Consider the following 16,852-nt stretch of genomic DNA (forward strand, 5'->3'; position numbering starts at 1 on the left):
GTTCAACGCTCACTCGACGCCCGATGAACGCCCTTGCCGTCGTCCTGCCGCCGACCTGCCGCCCACTCGCCATCCACCCGACGACGGCCCCTCCGGCGCCGATTCGCCGAACGCGAGCCCGGACGACGACGCCGACCGGCACGAACGCGGCGCCGGCCGGCCACACATCACCCACCGACACCGCGCCCTGTCATTTGGGACCGGACGGTCGACGACCGTCGGTCCCGGGCCCCGGATCGGGGCGGGCCCCGAGCCTCAACTCCCGTTCTGCGAAGGCTCGGTCGCCGACTCCGCAGCCTTCGGGTTCGCCGGGGAGGCGGGCGGAGCCGAGTTCGGCGGCACCGGCGGGGTGGTCGGGTTCGCCAGGTTCGGCGCGCCCGAGACGCCGGCCGAGGGAGTCGCCGACGGTGCGCTCTGCGGCAGTTGCGCACCGGGCGGCGGCACCGCGCCCGGATTCGCCGAGGGTTGGCCTCCCGGTCGCACCGGGATCGCAATCGTAAAGGGCGCCGTGCCCTCCTCGACCCGGCAGTTGGCCCCGCCCGGCTCGACGACCACCCGGGGCTGCGGGAACGGCAGGCTCTCCCGATTGGGCACCGGGTTCGGCTTCGACCACGCGGGCCCACACCGATAGTCGTAGTCGGCCGTAGCGAGCCCGAGTTGCTTGCCGTTCTGGTCGAAGAGCAATACGTCCTTGAGCGGGCGACCCTGCGCGTCGAAGGGATAGATGTTCTGCAGTCGTTGCCCGTCCAGCGTGCCCAGCAGCGTGCCGGGGTCCAGCGGACTCCCCTCCGGGGTATGGAAGCGCGACGGGTACTGCGGCTGCGGGGCGTAGGCCACCCGCTCCATCGAGACCCCGTCCGGATTCAATTGCCCCGCGCCGAGCACCCCGATCCCGGCCCCGATCAGGAGCGCGTTGATCGGCACCGCCGCCCACACCAGTCGACGATCGCGAGCCGCACGCGGGCCCAGCCACAACGACCCGACCAGGGCCAGGACACCGGCGCCCACCGGCCACCACACGCCGCCCGCCACGACCCACGCCAGCACGGCCACGATCAGCGCCCGCGCCACCCACCACGCGCTTTGCAGACCCATCAGGAAGCGCACCGGTTCGGCCCATCGGCCCGTGCGCAAGGACTCCCCGAGAGCCCTCGCACGTCGGCTGATCGACAGTGCGGCGACCTCGGGCAGTCCCGGCTCACGGCCGCGCAACCACAGTGCGTTCAGTGCCTCGACAGCCAGGCCCAGCAGGCAAGGAAAGACCCACCACCGGTCCTCCCCGTCTTTCGCGGCACCGATCCCGATGCCGGTCACGAACGCCGCGCCGAGCGCCACGAGCAGTCCCAGGCACAGGAGTTCGACCTTGCCGAACTGCGACAGCCGGCCCGATTCGGTCGGCGTCAGCGGGGGGTACCCGGCCGCCGCACGCAGTTCGGCCGCGTACTCGTGCGGGGTGCCCAGACGTGCGCGCAGCGACTCCGAGGTGACCGCGCCGTCGAGTTCGGCGACCACCTCGCTCAGGTTCACCCCGACGTCGTCCAGGATCTCCTCCGCCTCGGAGGCCGGGAGGTCGGCCAGAATGCGGGCTACCTCGACGCGGTAGTCCTCCGCGACGGGGTGCAGTGCGGTGTCCTTCATCGGGTCTCCCCCACCAGTTCCGACATCGTCCGGGCGAACGAGTTCCACGTGTCGGTGGACTCCCGGAACCGCTCTCGGCCGGGCTCGTTCAAGGCGTAGTACTTGCGGTTCGGGCCTTCGTCGCTGGCCACCACGTAGGACGTGAGGAGTCCGGCGTTGTACAGCCGCCGCAGCGTGCCGTAGACCGACGCGTCACCCACGTCGTCGAGGCCGGCCTTGCGCAACCTGCGCAACACGTCGTAGCCGTAGCCGTCTTCCTCGCGCAGCACGGCGAGCACCGCGAGGTCCAGCACTCCCTTGAGCAACTGACTCGGATCCATGACCCCTCCAGCTCTTGTGCGTCGCACGGTACCACGCAATGCGTAGTAGTGCTCGAATCCGCGACCGCCGCGATATCCGCTCGGCCCGCGCAGCGGATCGGGCCCGGCCCGCATTTGTAGTAGCGGAGGCTTTCGAACAAGGAGACGACACCATGCGGTTCGAGGACTTCGCGGCAGCCCGGCTGCCGGCCTTGCTGCGGTATGCCGCGCTGCTGTGCGGGGAACGGGAGTTGGCGCGAGACCTCGTCCAGGAAGCCCTGACGAAGGCGCTCGTGCGCTGGAAACGCATCGGTTCCCTGGACCGACCGGACGCCTACGTGCGCACGATGGTCACCAACGAGTTCCTGTCCCTGCGCCGACGCAAGGCCGTGCGCACGGTGGCCCTGACCTACGAGGCGATCAGCGGCCCGGACGCCCCCAGCGTGCCGGACCACGCCGCCGCCGTCGGCGCCGGAGACGACCTGTGGCGTCGCCTGATCGCCCTGCCTCGCCAACATCGCGCCGTCCTGATCCTGCGCTACTACGAAGGACTCACCGACGACGAGATCGCCGACACCCTGAACTGCCGGCCCGGCACCGTCCGCGCCTACGCGTCCCGGGCCCTGGCCACCCTGCGCGTGCAGCTGTCCGTGGAGCTGCCCAGAATCCCCTCGATGAGCCAAGGAGAGCCGGCGTGACCGAAGTTCGAGACCTCGAAGAGGCATTCACCCGCCACGAGCACCTGGCCCCCACAGCCGACGGAATGATCGAGGCCGCGTACACCGGAGCCCGACGCACACGCCGACGACGCCGGATCGCGGCCGGACTGGGCGTGGCCGCCGTGCTCGCGATCGGCGCCGCCGCGCCGAGCGGATTCGCGCTGCTGACCGACAACGGACCGCAGCAAGTGACCGGCCCCGCCGCACCCATGGTGAAGCCGCCTGCGGTGTCCATCGGCGTCGACGGGGCCGAGGGCCTGTTCGTCATGGAACGGGGCTTCTCGGGAAGCACCGCGTTGGCAACCATCCGCTCGGACGATCTTCGGCCGGTCGGCGAGGCCCGAACTGTCGGCGGCAGGGACGGGATCGTCGGCGTCTACGCGCCTGCCGACGTGGACGTGGCCGCGCTGGACGCCGGCGAGGCGATCACCGTGCAGGGACATCCGGCCCGCCTCGTCGAGAACTATCTGATCGATCCGGCCTCGAACCACACCGGTCCGGAGAATGCCTCCGCCGTCAAGAAGGGCACGGTCGACGCGAACGGAAAGCTGGTGCCCGCCACGCCCACGGACGTACGGGCATCGGTGGTCGCCTGGCGGGATGCCACCGGCTCCTGGGTGATCGTCTCCGGTCCCCGGCAGCGCGCCGACCTGCTGCGCCTGGCCGAGGCGGTCCGGCTCGAACCGACCGGCACCACCACGCCGTACCGACTCGGCTTCGTGCCGGACACCCTCCGGCTCGACTACGGCGGCTCGAACACCGGCGACCCGAACCAGGCGAATTCCGTGCTCGTCTTCGGCGCCGCCGCGCAACCCGTGCTGAAGCGGAGCTCACTGCTGAGCCTGTCCGAACAGGGCGCGCTGCGCATCCACGTCATGGCCGGGGACAGCGGCCACCTGGGCATGGTCGAACGATCCGGTGCGCCGCGGGTGATCGCCGGACACGACACCTGGTACTTCACCCGGCCCGCTGCCGGCCTGTTCATGCCCGAAGGAGGCGCAAGCATGGTCGCGAAGGTGAACGGCTGCGAAGTGCTGATCACCGTCACCGACACCAACGTGGTGCCCTATGCGGCACTCGAGCGCATGCTCGCGTCGATGACCTTCGGCAACTGCAGGGCCCCGAACACCTGGACCGCCCCGCTTCGCTGATCGCGCCGTTCAGCGGACGAGCCGAACTCCCTTGCAAGTCACCGGGGTTCGGCTCGTCTTCGGAATCATCGCGCAGCCGCCGTGTAAGAGTCCAACTCGGCCACATACCCGTCCCGCACATCCTCCGGCAGCCACGCGATCGCGAACGCGTTGTACTCGAAGCGGGCCACCTCGGCCCGACTCAGGCCCAGGACCTCCTGGGTGCGTTCGAGGTTCTCCAGCACGTACGCGTCCATGTACGCCGGGTCGTCCGAGTTGATCGTGACCAGGATGCCCTCGTCCAGCATCCGCCGGATCTCCTGCTCCTTGATCCCGTCCACCACAAAGGAGTTGGAGACCGGACACACCGTCAGGCCGAGCCCGCGCTCCTTGATCGCCGCGACCAGTTTCGGGTCCTCCAGGGCGTTGGAGCCGTGGTCGATCCGGTCCACGCCGATGTCCTCGATCGCCTGGCGGATGTGCTCGACGCTGTTCTCCTGGTCGACGTCGCAGTGCATGGTGAGCCGGAAGCCCTCGGCCCGCGCCCGCGCGTACACGGCCGCGAACTTGGCCGGCGGGTTGCCGCGCTCGTCCGAGTCGAGCCCTATCCCCACGATCCACTCCCGGTACGCCAGCGACTGCACCAGCGTGGCCATCGCGTACTCGGCCTGGAAGTCGCGCAGGAAGCACATGATCAACTGAGCCCGGATGCCCAACTCGCGCCGCGCATCCCCGATCGCCCGGGTGAGCCCGCGCACGACCACGTCGAACGGCACGCCGCGACCGGTGTGCGCCTGCGGGTCGAAGAACATCTCCACGTAACGCACGTTCTGCGCGGCGGCCTTGCGCAGGTACGCCATGGCCAGGTCGTAGAAGTCCGGCTCGTGCACCAGAACCTGCATGCCTTCGTAGTAGACCGTGAGGAAGGACGCAAGGCTGTCGAACCGATACGAGGCACGCATCTCCTCGACCGAGGAGTACGGCAGCTCGATCCCGTTGCGCTCGGCCAGCGCGAACTTCAGCTCGGGCTCCAACGTGCCCTCGATGTGCAGATGCAGCTCGCACTTGGGCAATCCGGCGATGAAGTCGCGCATGTCGCGGGCGTCTTGCATGGGAGCAGTCCTCCGGAGTCGTAGTGATGGTGCGCCGCCGAGCCAAGCACACCACCACTACGCGCGCACTACGCCGGCACTACCCGCGCATCACGCCGCCGGCGCGATCCGCACCATGCCGTTGATGATCCGGTCCATCGCGTCGCCGCCGCGCGGGTCGGTCAGGTTGGCCAGCATCTTGAGCACGAACTTCATCAACATCGGGTGCGGCAGGCCGTGCTTGGTGGCGAAGTTCATCACCCGCGGGTCGCCGATCAGCTTCACGAACACCCGACCGAGCGTGTAGTAGCCGCCGTAGGTCTGCTTGAGGATGCGCGGGTAGTCGTGCAGCGCCCGCTCGCGGCCCTCGGGGGTCAGCCGGGCCACCGCCTGGGTGATCACCTGGGCCGCGATCTCGCCGGACTCCATCGCATAGGCGATGCCCTCGCCGTTGAACGGGTTGACCATCCCGCCCGCGTCACCGACCAGCAACAGGCCCTTGGTGTAGTGCGGTTGACGGTTGAAGCCCATCGGGAGCGCGGCGCCCCGGATCGGGCCCTCCTGGTTCTCGTCGGTGTAGCCCCACTCCTCCGGCATGCCCGCGACCCAACCCTTGAGCAGGTCGCGGTAGTCGATGTCCTTGAACGCGGAGGAGGTGTTCAGCAGGCCCAGGCCCACGTTCGAGGTGCCGTCGCCCATGCCGAACACCCAGCCGTAGCCGGGCAGCAGCTTCTCCTGGCCGTCGCGCCGGTCCCACAATTCCAGCCACGACTCGAGGTAGTCGTCGTCGCTGCGCGGGGACTTGAAGTAGGTGCGCACCGCGACGCCCATCGGGCGGTCCTCGCGGCGGTGCAAACCCATCGCGAGCGAGAGCCGGGTCGAGTTGCCGTCCGCGGCGACCACGATCGGCGCGCGGAAGACGGTCTCCTCCTTCGAGCCGTTCATCCGCACGCTGACGCCGACGATCCGGCCGGTACGGTCGTCCAGGATCGGGCCGGTGACGTTGGCGCGCTCGTACAGCTTGGCGCCGGCGGAGGCCGCCTGGCGGGCCAGGATCTCGTCGAAGTCGGCCCGCTTGCGGACCAGGCCGTGCGCGGGATAGCTGGCCAGGTCGGGCCAGTCCAGTTCCAGGCGCATGCCGCCGCCGAGGATGCGCAGACCCTTGTTCGGCAGCCAGCCGGCCTCGACCGAGGTGTCCACGCCCATCGCGATCAGCTGCTTGGTGGCGCGCGGGGTGAGTCCGTCGCCGCAGACCTTCTCCCGGGGGAACTCGGTCTTCTCCAGCAGGATCACGCTGACACCGGACTTGGCCAGGTGATACGCCGTGGTCGATCCGGCCGGACCGGCCCCGACCACGATGACGTCGGCCTCATGCGTCGAGTCGGCGCGCTTGGTGGTTGTGACGGGCGCTGCGTCGGTCACGGACGACTCCCCTGGAAGTCTTTGCGGCAGTACCGAAACCGGGACGGTTCCGGCCGGACAAGTCTATGAGGAGCAGGCGGGCGGCAGCCTGTGGCCACCACTGCCGGCACGGCACCAGTGCCGTGGCCGGAGCGCGAAACCGGCCCGAGCGTCACCTGGACGGTCGAAAGCCCCGGTGCAGCGCGACGACCCCGCCGGTGAGGTTGCGCCAGGCCGGGTGCTCCCAGCCCGCCTTGCCGACCAGCGCCGCCAGGCCCGCCTGATCGGGCCACGCGCGGATCGACTCGGCCAGGTAGACGTACGCGTCCGGGTTGCTGCTGACCGCGGTCGCCACCGGCGGCAGCGCGCGCATCAGATACTCCACGTACAGGGTCTCGAACGGGCGCCAGGTGGGCCTGCTGAACTCGCAGACGACCAATCGCCCGCCCGGCCGGGTCACCCGCAACATCTCGCGCAGCGCGCCCTCGGTGTCGCTGACGTTGCGCAGACCGAACGAGATGGTCACCGCGTCGAACGTGGCGTCCTTGAACGGGAGCCTGGTCGCGTCACCCGCGGTGAAGGGCAGTTCGGGGTGCTTGCGCTTGCCCTCGCGCAGCATTCCCACGGAGAAGTCGCACGGCACCACCTCCGCGCCCGCGTCCCGAAAGGGCAGCGAGGAGGTGCCGGTGCCGGCCGCGAGGTCAAGCACGCGCTCTCCCGGGCGGGCGTCCACGGCACGCGCGACGGCCTTGCGCCAGGACCGGTCCTGGCCCATCGACAGCACGGTGTTGGTCAGGTCGTAGCGTGCCGCGACCGCGTCGAACATCGACGCGACTTCACGCGGTTGCTTGTCCAGGGAGGCTCGGGTCACCCGGCCATCATCTCGCGCCCGGCCCGCCCTCGGGCCCTGGGGGCGCGCAACGCACCGGGCGGGTCGCGTAGCGCACGCGACCCGCCCGGTGCGCGCCGTGCCGGCGCCGCGCGGTCACCGCCGCCCGACGCCACCGCCGACGCCACGCTTGTTGGCTCCGACACCGCCGCCGACGCGGCCGATGCGGGCGCCGATGCCCACGCCGCCACCGCCGCCGGTGCGACGGCCCCGACGACGCGGCGTCACGGCATGGACGATGGAACGAATGCGGGTAGCGACAGACATGGTGTACCTCCTCCTCCCGAGCAGGCAGGGCCCGGGTCGAAAAAGTGCCTCGTGGGGAACCGTGTCGTCCCGACCATGCGCCTGCCCGGGGTCTGCGCGGCCATGCGTGCTCGTGCGGAAACGATCGCGCGCCACCCGGCACCACCCCTTCGGGCCCACCGTCACCGCCGATGCACGAGCCGTCCGCCGAGCACGGTGGCCACGCACGACCCGGTGCCGTGCGCGAGCAGCGCCGCGTACGGGTCGCCCTGCGTCGGCACGTCGAACACCGCGAGGTCGGCGAGACCGCCCGGGCGCAACGTGCCCGCGCCGTCGAGGCCGCCCATCGCCGCCGCGCCGCCGACCGTGACCGCCTCGACCAGGCGCCGGTCCAGGTCGTCGGCGCGGTAGCCCTGACGGATCGCCAGTTCCCGGACCGCCGCCGCCTCTTCCCACATGTCCAGGGACGGCGATGAGGCGAGCGAGTCGGTGCCCAGCGCGAGCGGCGCGTCCTCGGCCAGGTAGTCGGCGACCGGCGGCTCCCCCGCCGCCAGGATCGCGTTCGAGCGCACGCACAGCGCGACCGCCGTGTCCTGCTCGCGCAGCAGCGCGCGATCCTCGGCGGCCAGGTGCACGCCGTGCGCGACGTGCACATCGGGGCCCAGCCCGTCGAACCCGGCCAGGTAGGCCCCCGGGCCGCCGCCGCTGCCGCCGTCGAGCAGTTCCAGGGCCATCCCCACGGCCCGGTTCAGCTCGGCGAACCGGCCGGTGCCGTGCCGGATGAACTCGGCCTCGTGCGCGGTCTCCGCCAGGTGCGGGTGCAGCCGCAGTCCGCGCTCGCGCGCGATCGTCACGCACTCCTTGAACACCGCCGTACCGACCGTGAACGGGGTGTGCGGCGACACGCCCAACGCACGCCCGCCGCTCGCCCCGTCCAGCGCGTCCAGGAAGGCCGCCCGCCGCCCGCCCACCCACATCGCGTCGTCCGCGATCACCTCGACATAGCTGATCCCGCGCAGCCCCGACCGGCCCACCGGCACGAGCACGCACGGATCGGTGACCACGTCCGCCACCGCCGTGGTCCCCGACCGCAACATGTGATGCACCCCGCGTCGCGCGCTCTCCTGCCACATCACCTCGGAGAAGTCGGCCCGCCGCGCGGTCAACGTCCGAATCCACTCCGGGAAGGCCAGCCCGGACAGCGCGAGATCCCCGAAGTCGGTGTACTGCAGATGCGCGTGCGCGTTCACCAGCCCCGGCATCAGCACCCCGCGCCAAACCCGCTCGCGCGCCCCCTCCGAACTCAACTCGCGCCGCGAGCCCACCGCAATGATCCGACCGTCCTCCACGAGCACGGCACCGTCACGAATGGGCTCGGCATCCACCATCGGCAGGACAACGGGCGCAACATGCAGGGTCAACGACATGCGCCCATCATCCCAAGCCCCCTGCGACGCACGGAACCGCCGTCGAGCCGCGGGCCGACGGCGGTTCGTGTCACGACGTGTCGCGGTTACGCCTGCTGCGTCCCGCGACGCTTGCGGGCGAGAAGCACACCACCGGCGCCGACCACCACGAGCGCGGCGGCCGCCCCGCCGATCACCATGCGTCAGCCCTCGACTAGCGGGCGTCGACGACCTCGAGTTCGGTGCGGGCGGTACCGCCGGCGAGGGCCGTGGAGGAGAAGTGCGAGATCACCTTGTCGTCGACCGGGTCGTTCGCCGGGTCGTCGTGCACGACCAAGTGGTTGTACGTGGTGTCGCGCTGGGCCGGGATCCGGCCGGCGGCGCGGATCAGGTGCAGCAGCTCCATCCGGTTGGAACGGTGCTTGGCGCCCGCGGAGGAGACCACGTTCTCCTCGAGCATGACCGAGCCCAGGTCGTCCGCGCCGTAGTGCAGGGTGAGCTGGCCGGCCTCCTTGCCCGTGGTCAGCCACGAGCCCTGGATGTGCGCGACGTTGTGCAGGAACAGGCGGGCGACCGCGATCAGGCGCAGGTATTCGAGCAGGGTGGCCTGCGTCTGCCCCTTCAGGTGGTTGTTCTCCGGCTGGTAGGTGTACGGGATGAAGGCCCGGAAGCCGCCCGTGCGGTCCTGCACGTCGCGGATCATCCGCAGGTGCTCGATCCGCTCGGCGTTGGTCTCGCCGGTGCCCATCAGCATCGTCGAGGTGGACTCCACGCCCAGCCCGTGCGCTGTCTCCATGATCTCCAGCCAGCGCTCGCCAGACTCCTTCAGCGGGGCGATCGCCTTGCGCGGGCGCTCCGGGAGCAGCTCCGCGCCGGCGCCCGCGAACGAGTCCAGGCCCGCCGCGTGGATGCGCGTGATGGCCTCCTCGATGCCCACCCCGGACACCTTGGCCATGTGCGCGACCTCGGAGGCACCGAGCGAGTGGATGACCAGCTGCGGGAACTCGGCCTTGATCGCGGCGAACGAGCGCTCGTAGTACTCGACGCCGAAGTCGGGGTGGTGCCCGCCCTGGAACATGATCTGCGTGCCGCCGAGTTCGACCGTCTCCGCGCACCGACGCAGGATGTCGTCGATCTCCCGGACCCAGCCCTTCTCACTCTTGGGCGGGGCGTAGAACGCGCAGAACTTGCACGCGGTGACGCACACGTTCGTGTAGTTGATGTTGCGCTCGATGATGTACGTCGCGATGTCGACGGTGTCCGCGTAGCGCATGCGCCGCGCGGCGTCGGCGGCCCGGCCGAGCGCGTGCAGCGGAGCGTGTACGTACAGGGCGAGTGCCTCGTCGGGCGTGATCCGCCCACCGCCGGCGGCCCGGTCCAGGACCGGCTGGAGATCGCTGATCACGGGGAAGCCTCCGCATGGAACGAATACGAGTGGAACGGTTGCGCGTACGACGAGTGCGCGTCGAGCGGACGAGCGCCGAGCGGGTGGGCGCGGCACGAATGCTCGTGAACGAGCCTATCCGGCGCGCTCACGGAACCTGCGGGGCGTCGAGCAGCCGCACTCGCACGTCGGCCGGGTACCCGGTGTCGCGCGCGGTCCGCCGGGCGAACTCGGCCATCCCCTGCAGGTGTCGCGCGCCGAGCGAGTAGTCCAGCGCCTCGGTGTAGTAGCGCTCCAGCGTGGCCGCGTCGAAGGCCTCCCACCGGGCCACGTGCTCGCAGACCTTGTCCACCTCCCGCATGCACAGGTCGCGCGACTCCAGGAAGGCCTGGTGCACCGCGTGCACCTCGGCCGGATACGCGGCCAGGAAGTCGCGGCGCGCGGCCCACACCGCGAACACGAACGGCAGCCCGGTCCACTGCTTCCACTCGTACGCGAGGTCGTAGACCAGCAGGCCCAGGCGCGGCGCGTCGTACAGCGTCGCGCGCAGCGCGACGTCGCCGATCACCACCGCGGCGTCCGCCTCCTGCATCATCAGGCCCAGGTCGGGCGCCGAGGTGAAGAACTCGGGCCGCACGCCGTACTTCTCCTCCAGCAGCAGCCGGGCCAGCCGAACCCCGGTGCGACTTTGCGAACCGAGCGCGACCCGGGCCCCGTCGAGCTTCTCGATCGGCACCTGGCTGACCAGCATCACCGACATCACCGGTCCGTCGGCGGCCACCGCGATGTCCGGGAGCACCACCAGGTCGTCCGCATGGCGCAGGAACTCGACCACGCTGATCGGCGCGATGTCGAGGTCGCCGCGCACGAGGGCGTCGTTGAGGTTGTCCGGAGTGTCCTTGGTCAGGTCCAGATCCACCAACGAGCCCGTGCGGGCCAGCCCCCAGTAGATGGGCAGGCAGTTGAGGTACTGGATATGGCCTACCCGGGGTCGCCGGCGGCCGGCTTGCGGCGCGTTGTCCACAGTGTCCATCCCCGCAGGCTATGCCCGGGTGTACGGATCACCGGTACCGACCCGGGCCGGTGTCACCGAACAGGCACAACACCGCACGCGCGGCAGTGGCAGCGGCGTACGGGTGAGATTCTCGGATGCCGAGTCGATTCCACGGCGGTTCGACCACAACGACGGAGGAAGCGCGATGCACTCGTCCCCGGGCTCGTATCCGGGCCAGGGTGGCGGCTACCCGCCCCCGCCCCCGCCCTATGCGTCCACGCCCGCCCCACCGCCCGCATACGATCCGGGCGGCCCGTATCAACCGGGCGGTCCGGGCGGCGGCGGCTCCTACGGGCCTCCGCCTCGGCAGCCCTCGGGACCCGCGTACGGCGCGCTGCGCGGCACCGTCGCCGGGATCAGCCTGGTGCTGGCGGTGCTGCTGACGATCCCGGCACTGTCCGCATTGTGGCTGCGCTGGGAGGTGGTCTCCGAGCAGGGGTTCACCGACAACGCGGTCGCGCTGATCGACGAGTCGGCGATCCGCAGTGAGGTCGCCCGGCTGATGACCGACGAGGTGATCAAGCAACTCCCGACGACCGTGCGCGGTCAGGTACCGCGCGACGTGGTGCAGAGCGCGGTGAACGAGGAGATCGGCAAGCCCTCGTTCAAGGCGGTCTGGAAGGACGGCATCGCCACCGCGCACGACGTGGTGATGTCGTCCATCCTCGGTCGGGACAGCAAGAACGTCACAGCGGACGGCGACAAGGTGGTGGTCAACCTCAAGAGCCCGCTCGACGCGATCGTGCCCCGGCTGAACAAGGCCGGGATCCCGGTGTCGAAGGCGAGCCTGCCCACCAGCATCCCGATCGACCTGGCCCAACTGCCGCACGCCTCCGAGGCCAAGCAGGGCCGGGACGCGTTCCAAGCCGTCGACGACGCGGGCAAGTGGCTGCCGATCCTGACCGTGGCGCTGCTGCTGGTCGGCCTGGTGGTCGCGGTCAACCGGTTCCGCGCGCTGATCATGACCGGCGTCGGCCTGCTCGTCACAAGCGGCCTGCTGCTGCTCCTGGTATCCGCCGCGAGCGGGCCGATCGCCGACGATCTGGCCACCCGCAACACCTTGAACCGGGAGGGCATCGAGGCGATCTACGACGTGTTCACGGATTCGCTGACCACGATGGCCTGGTCGGTCCTCGCGGCCTCGATCGTGGCGATCGTGGTGGGCGCGGTCGGCCTGAGCCTGCGCGGACGCCGGCGCTGACGAACACCGCGCACGGCGGCGCCGCGCGGGCACCACTGCGGAGCGCCGCGAACGGCGCGGCCGTGGGCGGCACAAGAGGGCGGGCCCGGAGCGATCCGGTCCCGCCCTCTCCCACGCGGCTTCGGGGCCGCCGGCCCGGTCTCACGCCAGGTTGCGCGAGGAGGTGTCGTCGTCGTCCTGCTCGATGTGGATGTCGTCCACGGAGATGTCCACCTCGACCACCTCCAGGCCGGTCATGCGCTCGATCGACTCGATCACGTGGTCGCGCACCGCCGCGGCGACCTCGGCGATCGCCGCGCCGTACTCCACCACAAGGCTCAGGTCGACCGCACACTGCTTCTCGCCGACCTCGACGCTGACTCCGCGCGCCGCGTCCGGACGACCGCCCGGTACGGCCTTGCGCATCGCGGCGAAGGCCCGGGAGACCCCACTGCCGAGCGCGTACACGCCCGGGATCTCGCGCGCAGCCAGTCCGGCGACCTTGGCCACCACTCCGTCCGCGATCGAGGTCCGCCCTCGGTCCGTTGCCAGTGCGGTCACCTCGGTGAGGTGTCCGGAGCCGGACGCCGACCGCTCGGGCCGGTGCGGACGGCCGGTGGTCTTGTCGGGTGTGTGGACGGGTGAGTCTGTCATGGCTGGAACCTCGTCTTTCGCCGCTTCGTGAGAGGTGCGGGCTTCCCTCACATGAGGAGTGACCCCTTCCCGATCGATTCGTCACGCAATCCGGGCGAATTAATCCGATCGGCCGCGAAAGTGAATTGGAACATGTTTCATTTCACGTCCGGCCAACCGTTCAGGAGGCTTGCTCCTGCGCGTCGGAACCGCTTGTGATGGGACCCGTATACCCCGTCCAAGGAGGAAACACTGTGGAGCGGTTCCAGGATCGGCGCATCATCGTCACCGGTGGCGGCTCGGGCATCGGGCAGGCCACGGTGCTGCGGCTGCTGAGCGAGGCGGGCACGGTACACGCGGCGGACGTCAACGCCGACGGGCTGGAGAAGACCCGAGCGATGGCGGCGGAGAAGGGCGTGGACGCCCGGCTGAGCACGGGCGTGCTGGACGTGTCCGACGAGGACGCGGTCGGCACGGGCGTGGCCGAGGTGGTCGAGCGCCTGGGCGGCCTGGACGTGCTGGTGAACGCGGCCGGGATCCTGCGCGCCGGCCACACCCACACGTTCCCGCTCGAAAAGTGGAACCAGATCATCACCGTCAACCTGACGGGCACGTTCCTGATGACCCGCGCCGCGCTGCCCCCGCTCCTGGAGACCGGCAACGGCGTGATCATCAACTTCAGCTCCACGTCGGCGAGCTTCGCCCACCCGTACATGGCGGCCTACGCGGCCAGCAAGGGCGCGATCGACGCCTTCACCCACGCGATCGCACTCGAATACAGCCGTCAGGGCCTGCGCGCGGTCAACGTCGCGCCCGGCAGCATCTCCAGCGGCATCGTCGACGACACCCCGAACCAGGTTCCGGACGACGCCGACTGGGAACTCTTCGGCAAGCTGATGCCGATCATCGGCGAGGGCATGGCCCACCCCGACGTAATCGCCGGCATGATCGCCGCGCTCGCCTCCGACGACGGCAAATTCGTCACCGGCACATCCCTCCGCATAGACGGCGGCACACACGCCTAACCCGCCCCACCCCCTCGAACCGCCGGCCGAGCCAACCGGCCCGGCCGGCGCATGAGGCCAACCCAGCCCCGCCGGCGCATGAGGCCACCCAGCCTCGCCGGCGCTTGAGGCGAACCAGCCCGGCCGGCGCTTGAGGCCAACCAGCCCGGCCGGCGCTTGAGGCCAACCAGCCCCGCCGGCGCTTGAGGCCAACCAGCCCCGCCGGCACTTGAGGCGAACCCAAGACGACGGAGGGCGCCGTACCGGTCACCCCGTACAGCGCCCACCGCAAGGTGCCCGCGCGTCAGCCCTGATTGACGCAGACGTTCCCGAACGCCGGGTTCACCAGGCCGACCAGGTTGACACTGTTGCCACACACGTTCACCGGAACGTGCACCGGGACCTGGATGTTGTTGCCCGAACCCACACCCGGCGAGCCGACGGCCGCGCCGTCCGCCCCGGAGCCGGCGTTGGCGGCACCCATGCCCGCAGCGAGGATGCCACCGGCGGCGGCGGTGATGATGGCCGCCTTCTTGACCGTGTTCATTCTTCCTCCATGTCACAGTGCCGCACGAACGGATGCGGCACGTGGGACAACGAAGGCTGCGGCGACGAGCAACGCCCGACCGTTCGGTTGCCCATCGATTCACCCCTGCGCGGACGGATGCTTGCGTCGTACGCCGGTGGCAGGCGCCCGCGCACCCCCGGCTCCACTCCTGCCCCACCGGGCGAACCGACCCCACCCACGCGAAACGATCGACGCCCCGCAAAGCCGAGGCTTCGCGGGGCGTGGGGGACGTAGGGGTCGGTCTGCTGAGGGTCTGCGGAGTTCGAGGCCGCGCCCGATCGACCGGGGCACGAACCGTCGGGACGTCAGACGTCCTCGTCGCCCTCGTCATCGTCCTCGGGCAGGTACTCGGCGCCCTCGGACTGCCAGCCGGCCTCGCTCAGCTCGGTGCCGGCGATGTCCTCGACAAGGCTGAACGGGTCGATCAGGTACGAGACCGACTCGGCCAGGTCGCTCTCGATCGCCGCGGTCGCGTCGGCCCGGTCGCCCGAGGACAGCTCCTCGTCCGCCTTGACGCTGTCCAGCGCCGCGGCACGCAGCGCGTCGGCGTCGGTGACCTCCAGCACGATTTCGAGGTTGAGCCGAATGTAGCGGGTCGTGGAGTCGGAGGAAGTCGCGTTTTCCATGAGCGCGAGCCTACGGGCCCGCGACCGGCCGCCGGCGCGCTGACGCGCCGTGCACTCAGCGGTGGCCGTAGGTCACCGCAGTGAACATCAGTGCCCCGAAGACGACGGAGAATCCGAGGATGTAGATCGCGATCCGGATCCACATCCCGGTCGCCCGGCTCTTCTCGCTCTCCATCACGGCGAACTCCTCAGACTTGGGCGGGCGCGGACCCGGGCGGGCTCACCCGCGAGCGGCTCGGACACGAGCGGCTCAGACATGAGCGGGGAGGCACGGCGAGAACGCGACCAGCGCCGGCGCCGCGTGGACCATCAGAAACTCGACCGGCAAATACGCGTCGGCGGATTCCATCCGATGCGCCAACCCCGAGTCGAAGTGCGCCACGTCGCCGGGGCCGAGCAGGTGGGTGGCCCCGTCCAGGGTCAACCGGAGCTGGCCGGTCAACACGTACAGCCATTCCTCGCCCGGGTGCACCCGACCCGGCCCGTCCGCCCGACCCGCCGGCACCCGCACCCGCAGCGCCTGCATGCCGCGGCGCGGACTGCCCACGCGCCAGTAGGTCCAGCCGTGCGCCTCGACCGGTTCGGCCGCCCGGGCCCGAACCACCGGCTCGGCCGAGGCACCGTCCTCGCCGAGCAGTTCGGAGACGGTGGTGTTGTAGGCCCGAGCCAGGGTCAACAGCGCGGGCAACGACGGCTGTCGGCGCTCGTGTTCGAGCCGGGAGAGATAGGCGACGGATAGCTTGGTCAGTTGCGCGGCCTCGTCGAGCTTGAACCCGTTGGCCCGACGGGCCGCACGCAACCGGTCGCCGAGCCCGGTCGGTACCGCCTCGGCGGGTGCCGGTTCCGGCTCGTCGGTGTCGTAGCTTTGAGAAGCGGCCATGCTTCGAGGTTAGGCAGGACCCGACCAATGAGGCAATTAACTTGCCTCAGAGGCAAATATACCTGCTTCGACTCGGCGCATATCGGATATAGAAGCCGAAATCCCCGCCCGTCTGCCCTGTGTCAGGCGCAGCGCCCCGGCGCAAGCACGCCCGCCGGTACCTCGGCCTCCACCAGCACCACGCCGTCCTCGTAACCGCGCCGACTGACCAGCCCCGCCCGGTCGAACAGGCCGAGCATCCGCCGGTTCCACGGCAGCACGTGCGCCCGCAGGTCACTCGCCCCGCGCACGGCCGCGTGCTCGACCAGCGAGCGCAGCAGCGTGGTGCCGAGCCCGTGCCGCTGCCACCCGTCCTCGACCAGCAGCGCCATTTCGGCGACCGGCTCGTGCGCCGGGTGGAAGAGGGTGGCCAGCGCCCCGATCGCACCGTCGGGCGCGACCGCCACCAGGCTCACCCCGTGCTCCGGCACCAGCAACCGGCTCAGCGCACTCTCCGGCAACCGGGGCGCCGAGGTGAAGTAGCGCAATCGGCGGGTGTCCGGCGAGCACCGCTCGTGCATCGCACGCACCTGCGCGGCGTCCCGGGTGTGGGCCACGCGCACCCGTACGTGCGACGGCCACTCGCCCGCGCGGACCGCACTCACCACGGTCAGCCGGGCCCGGCCCCGCATCGATATCGCCGTCATGTCCCTACCGCCTCTCGC

General features: G+C 70.6%; 18 protein-coding genes. 4 read left to right on the plus strand and 14 right to left on the minus strand.

All coding sequences use genetic code 11. From position 1 onward, the window contains the following. Nucleotides 1-255: 255 nt before the first annotated feature. On the minus strand, nt 256-1,638 hold the full coding sequence (locus tag ABZS54_RS06880) for a hypothetical protein (protein ID WP_355531833.1): 1,383 nt from the start codon (nt 1,636-1,638) through the stop codon (nt 256-258). After that, on the minus strand, nt 1,635-1,958 hold the full coding sequence (locus ABZS54_RS06885) for a PadR family transcriptional regulator (RefSeq protein WP_020549346.1): 324 nt from the start codon (nt 1,956-1,958) through the stop codon (nt 1,635-1,637). The genes ABZS54_RS06880 and ABZS54_RS06885 overlap by 4 nt, the downstream gene beginning before the upstream one ends. Nucleotides 1,959-2,110: 152 nt before the next feature. Between ABZS54_RS06885 and ABZS54_RS06890 the strand changes: the two genes are divergently transcribed. Continuing rightward, nucleotides 2,111-2,635, plus strand: a complete 525-nt coding sequence (locus ABZS54_RS06890; RefSeq protein WP_355531835.1) for a SigE family RNA polymerase sigma factor — start codon at nt 2,111-2,113, stop codon at nt 2,633-2,635. Further along, complete coding sequence (locus ABZS54_RS06895) at nt 2,632-3,807, plus strand: hypothetical protein (protein WP_355531837.1); 1,176 nt, start codon at nt 2,632-2,634, stop codon at nt 3,805-3,807. Before ABZS54_RS06890 ends, ABZS54_RS06895 begins: the two co-directional genes overlap by 4 nt. A gap of 65 nt (nt 3,808-3,872) precedes the next feature. On the opposite strand, the gene add is transcribed toward ABZS54_RS06895, so the two are convergent. The 6 genes from add to ABZS54_RS06925 form a co-directional block, all read right to left on the minus strand. After that, the gene (gene add, locus ABZS54_RS06900) at nt 3,873-4,898 is read right to left on the minus strand and encodes an adenosine deaminase (RefSeq protein WP_355531839.1); all 1,026 of its coding nucleotides are present in this window, start codon (nt 4,896-4,898) and stop codon (nt 3,873-3,875) included. Nucleotides 4,899-4,988: 90 nt separating this feature from the next. Beyond that, nucleotides 4,989-6,329 (minus strand): geranylgeranyl reductase family protein, encoded by a 1,341-nt coding sequence (locus ABZS54_RS06905; protein WP_355531940.1) that lies wholly within the window; start codon nt 6,327-6,329, stop codon nt 4,989-4,991. A gap of 121 nt (nt 6,330-6,450) precedes the next feature. Then, on the minus strand, nt 6,451-7,149 hold the full coding sequence (locus tag ABZS54_RS06910) for a demethylmenaquinone methyltransferase (RefSeq protein ID WP_355531841.1): 699 nt from the start codon (nt 7,147-7,149) through the stop codon (nt 6,451-6,453). Nucleotides 7,150-7,595: 446 nt separating this feature from the next. Then, a complete protein-coding gene (locus ABZS54_RS06915) occupies nt 7,596-8,840 on the minus strand; it encodes an amidohydrolase family protein (RefSeq protein WP_355531843.1) in 1,245 nt (414 codons plus the stop codon). 193 nt (nt 8,841-9,033) lie between these two features. Beyond that, on the minus strand, nt 9,034-10,224 hold the full coding sequence (mqnC, locus tag ABZS54_RS06920; RefSeq protein ID WP_355531845.1) for a cyclic dehypoxanthinyl futalosine synthase: 1,191 nt from the start codon (nt 10,222-10,224) through the stop codon (nt 9,034-9,036). 127 nt (nt 10,225-10,351) lie between these two features. Then, the gene (locus ABZS54_RS06925) at nt 10,352-11,236 is read right to left on the minus strand and encodes a menaquinone biosynthesis protein (RefSeq protein WP_355531847.1); all 885 of its coding nucleotides are present in this window, start codon (nt 11,234-11,236) and stop codon (nt 10,352-10,354) included. Nucleotides 11,237-11,402: 166 nt separating this feature from the next. On the opposite strand from ABZS54_RS06925, the gene ABZS54_RS06930 reads away from it, so the two are divergent. Then, nucleotides 11,403-12,458, plus strand: coding sequence for a hypothetical protein (locus tag ABZS54_RS06930; protein WP_355531849.1), 1,056 nt, complete (start codon nt 11,403-11,405; stop codon nt 12,456-12,458). Between the two features lie 141 nt (nt 12,459-12,599). On the opposite strand, the gene ABZS54_RS06935 is transcribed toward ABZS54_RS06930, so the two are convergent. Beyond that, the gene (locus ABZS54_RS06935; RefSeq protein ID WP_355531851.1) at nt 12,600-13,091 is read right to left on the minus strand and encodes an Asp23/Gls24 family envelope stress response protein; all 492 of its coding nucleotides are present in this window, start codon (nt 13,089-13,091) and stop codon (nt 12,600-12,602) included. A gap of 233 nt (nt 13,092-13,324) precedes the next feature. Between ABZS54_RS06935 and ABZS54_RS06940 the strand changes: the two genes are divergently transcribed. After that, complete coding sequence (locus ABZS54_RS06940; RefSeq protein WP_355531852.1) at nt 13,325-14,095, plus strand: SDR family oxidoreductase; 771 nt, start codon at nt 13,325-13,327, stop codon at nt 14,093-14,095. A 283-nt stretch (nt 14,096-14,378) separates the two neighbouring features. On the opposite strand, the gene ABZS54_RS06945 is transcribed toward ABZS54_RS06940, so the two are convergent. From ABZS54_RS06945 to ABZS54_RS06965, 5 genes are all read right to left on the minus strand, one after another. After that, a complete protein-coding gene (locus tag ABZS54_RS06945) occupies nt 14,379-14,621 on the minus strand; it encodes a chaplin (protein WP_355531854.1) in 243 nt (80 codons plus the stop codon). Between the two features lie 326 nt (nt 14,622-14,947). Beyond that, nucleotides 14,948-15,268, minus strand: a complete 321-nt coding sequence (locus ABZS54_RS06950) for a hypothetical protein (RefSeq protein ID WP_355531856.1) — start codon at nt 15,266-15,268, stop codon at nt 14,948-14,950. A gap of 55 nt (nt 15,269-15,323) precedes the next feature. Continuing rightward, nucleotides 15,324-15,446 carry a hypothetical protein gene (locus tag ABZS54_RS06955; protein ID WP_268812492.1) on the minus strand — a complete coding sequence of 41 codons (123 nt, stop codon included), beginning with the start codon at nt 15,444-15,446 and terminating at the stop codon, nt 15,324-15,326. Between the two features lie 72 nt (nt 15,447-15,518). Next, on the minus strand, nt 15,519-16,148 hold the full coding sequence (locus tag ABZS54_RS06960) for an XRE family transcriptional regulator (RefSeq protein WP_355531859.1): 630 nt from the start codon (nt 16,146-16,148) through the stop codon (nt 15,519-15,521). 122 nt (nt 16,149-16,270) lie between these two features. Beyond that, nucleotides 16,271-16,834, minus strand: a complete 564-nt coding sequence (locus tag ABZS54_RS06965) for a GNAT family N-acetyltransferase (RefSeq protein ID WP_355531860.1) — start codon at nt 16,832-16,834, stop codon at nt 16,271-16,273. Nucleotides 16,835-16,852 lie beyond the last annotated feature (18 nt).

This window comes from Embleya sp. NPDC005575, from assembly GCF_040605455.1.
GTDB lineage: Bacteria > Actinomycetota > Actinomycetes > Streptomycetales > Streptomycetaceae > Embleya.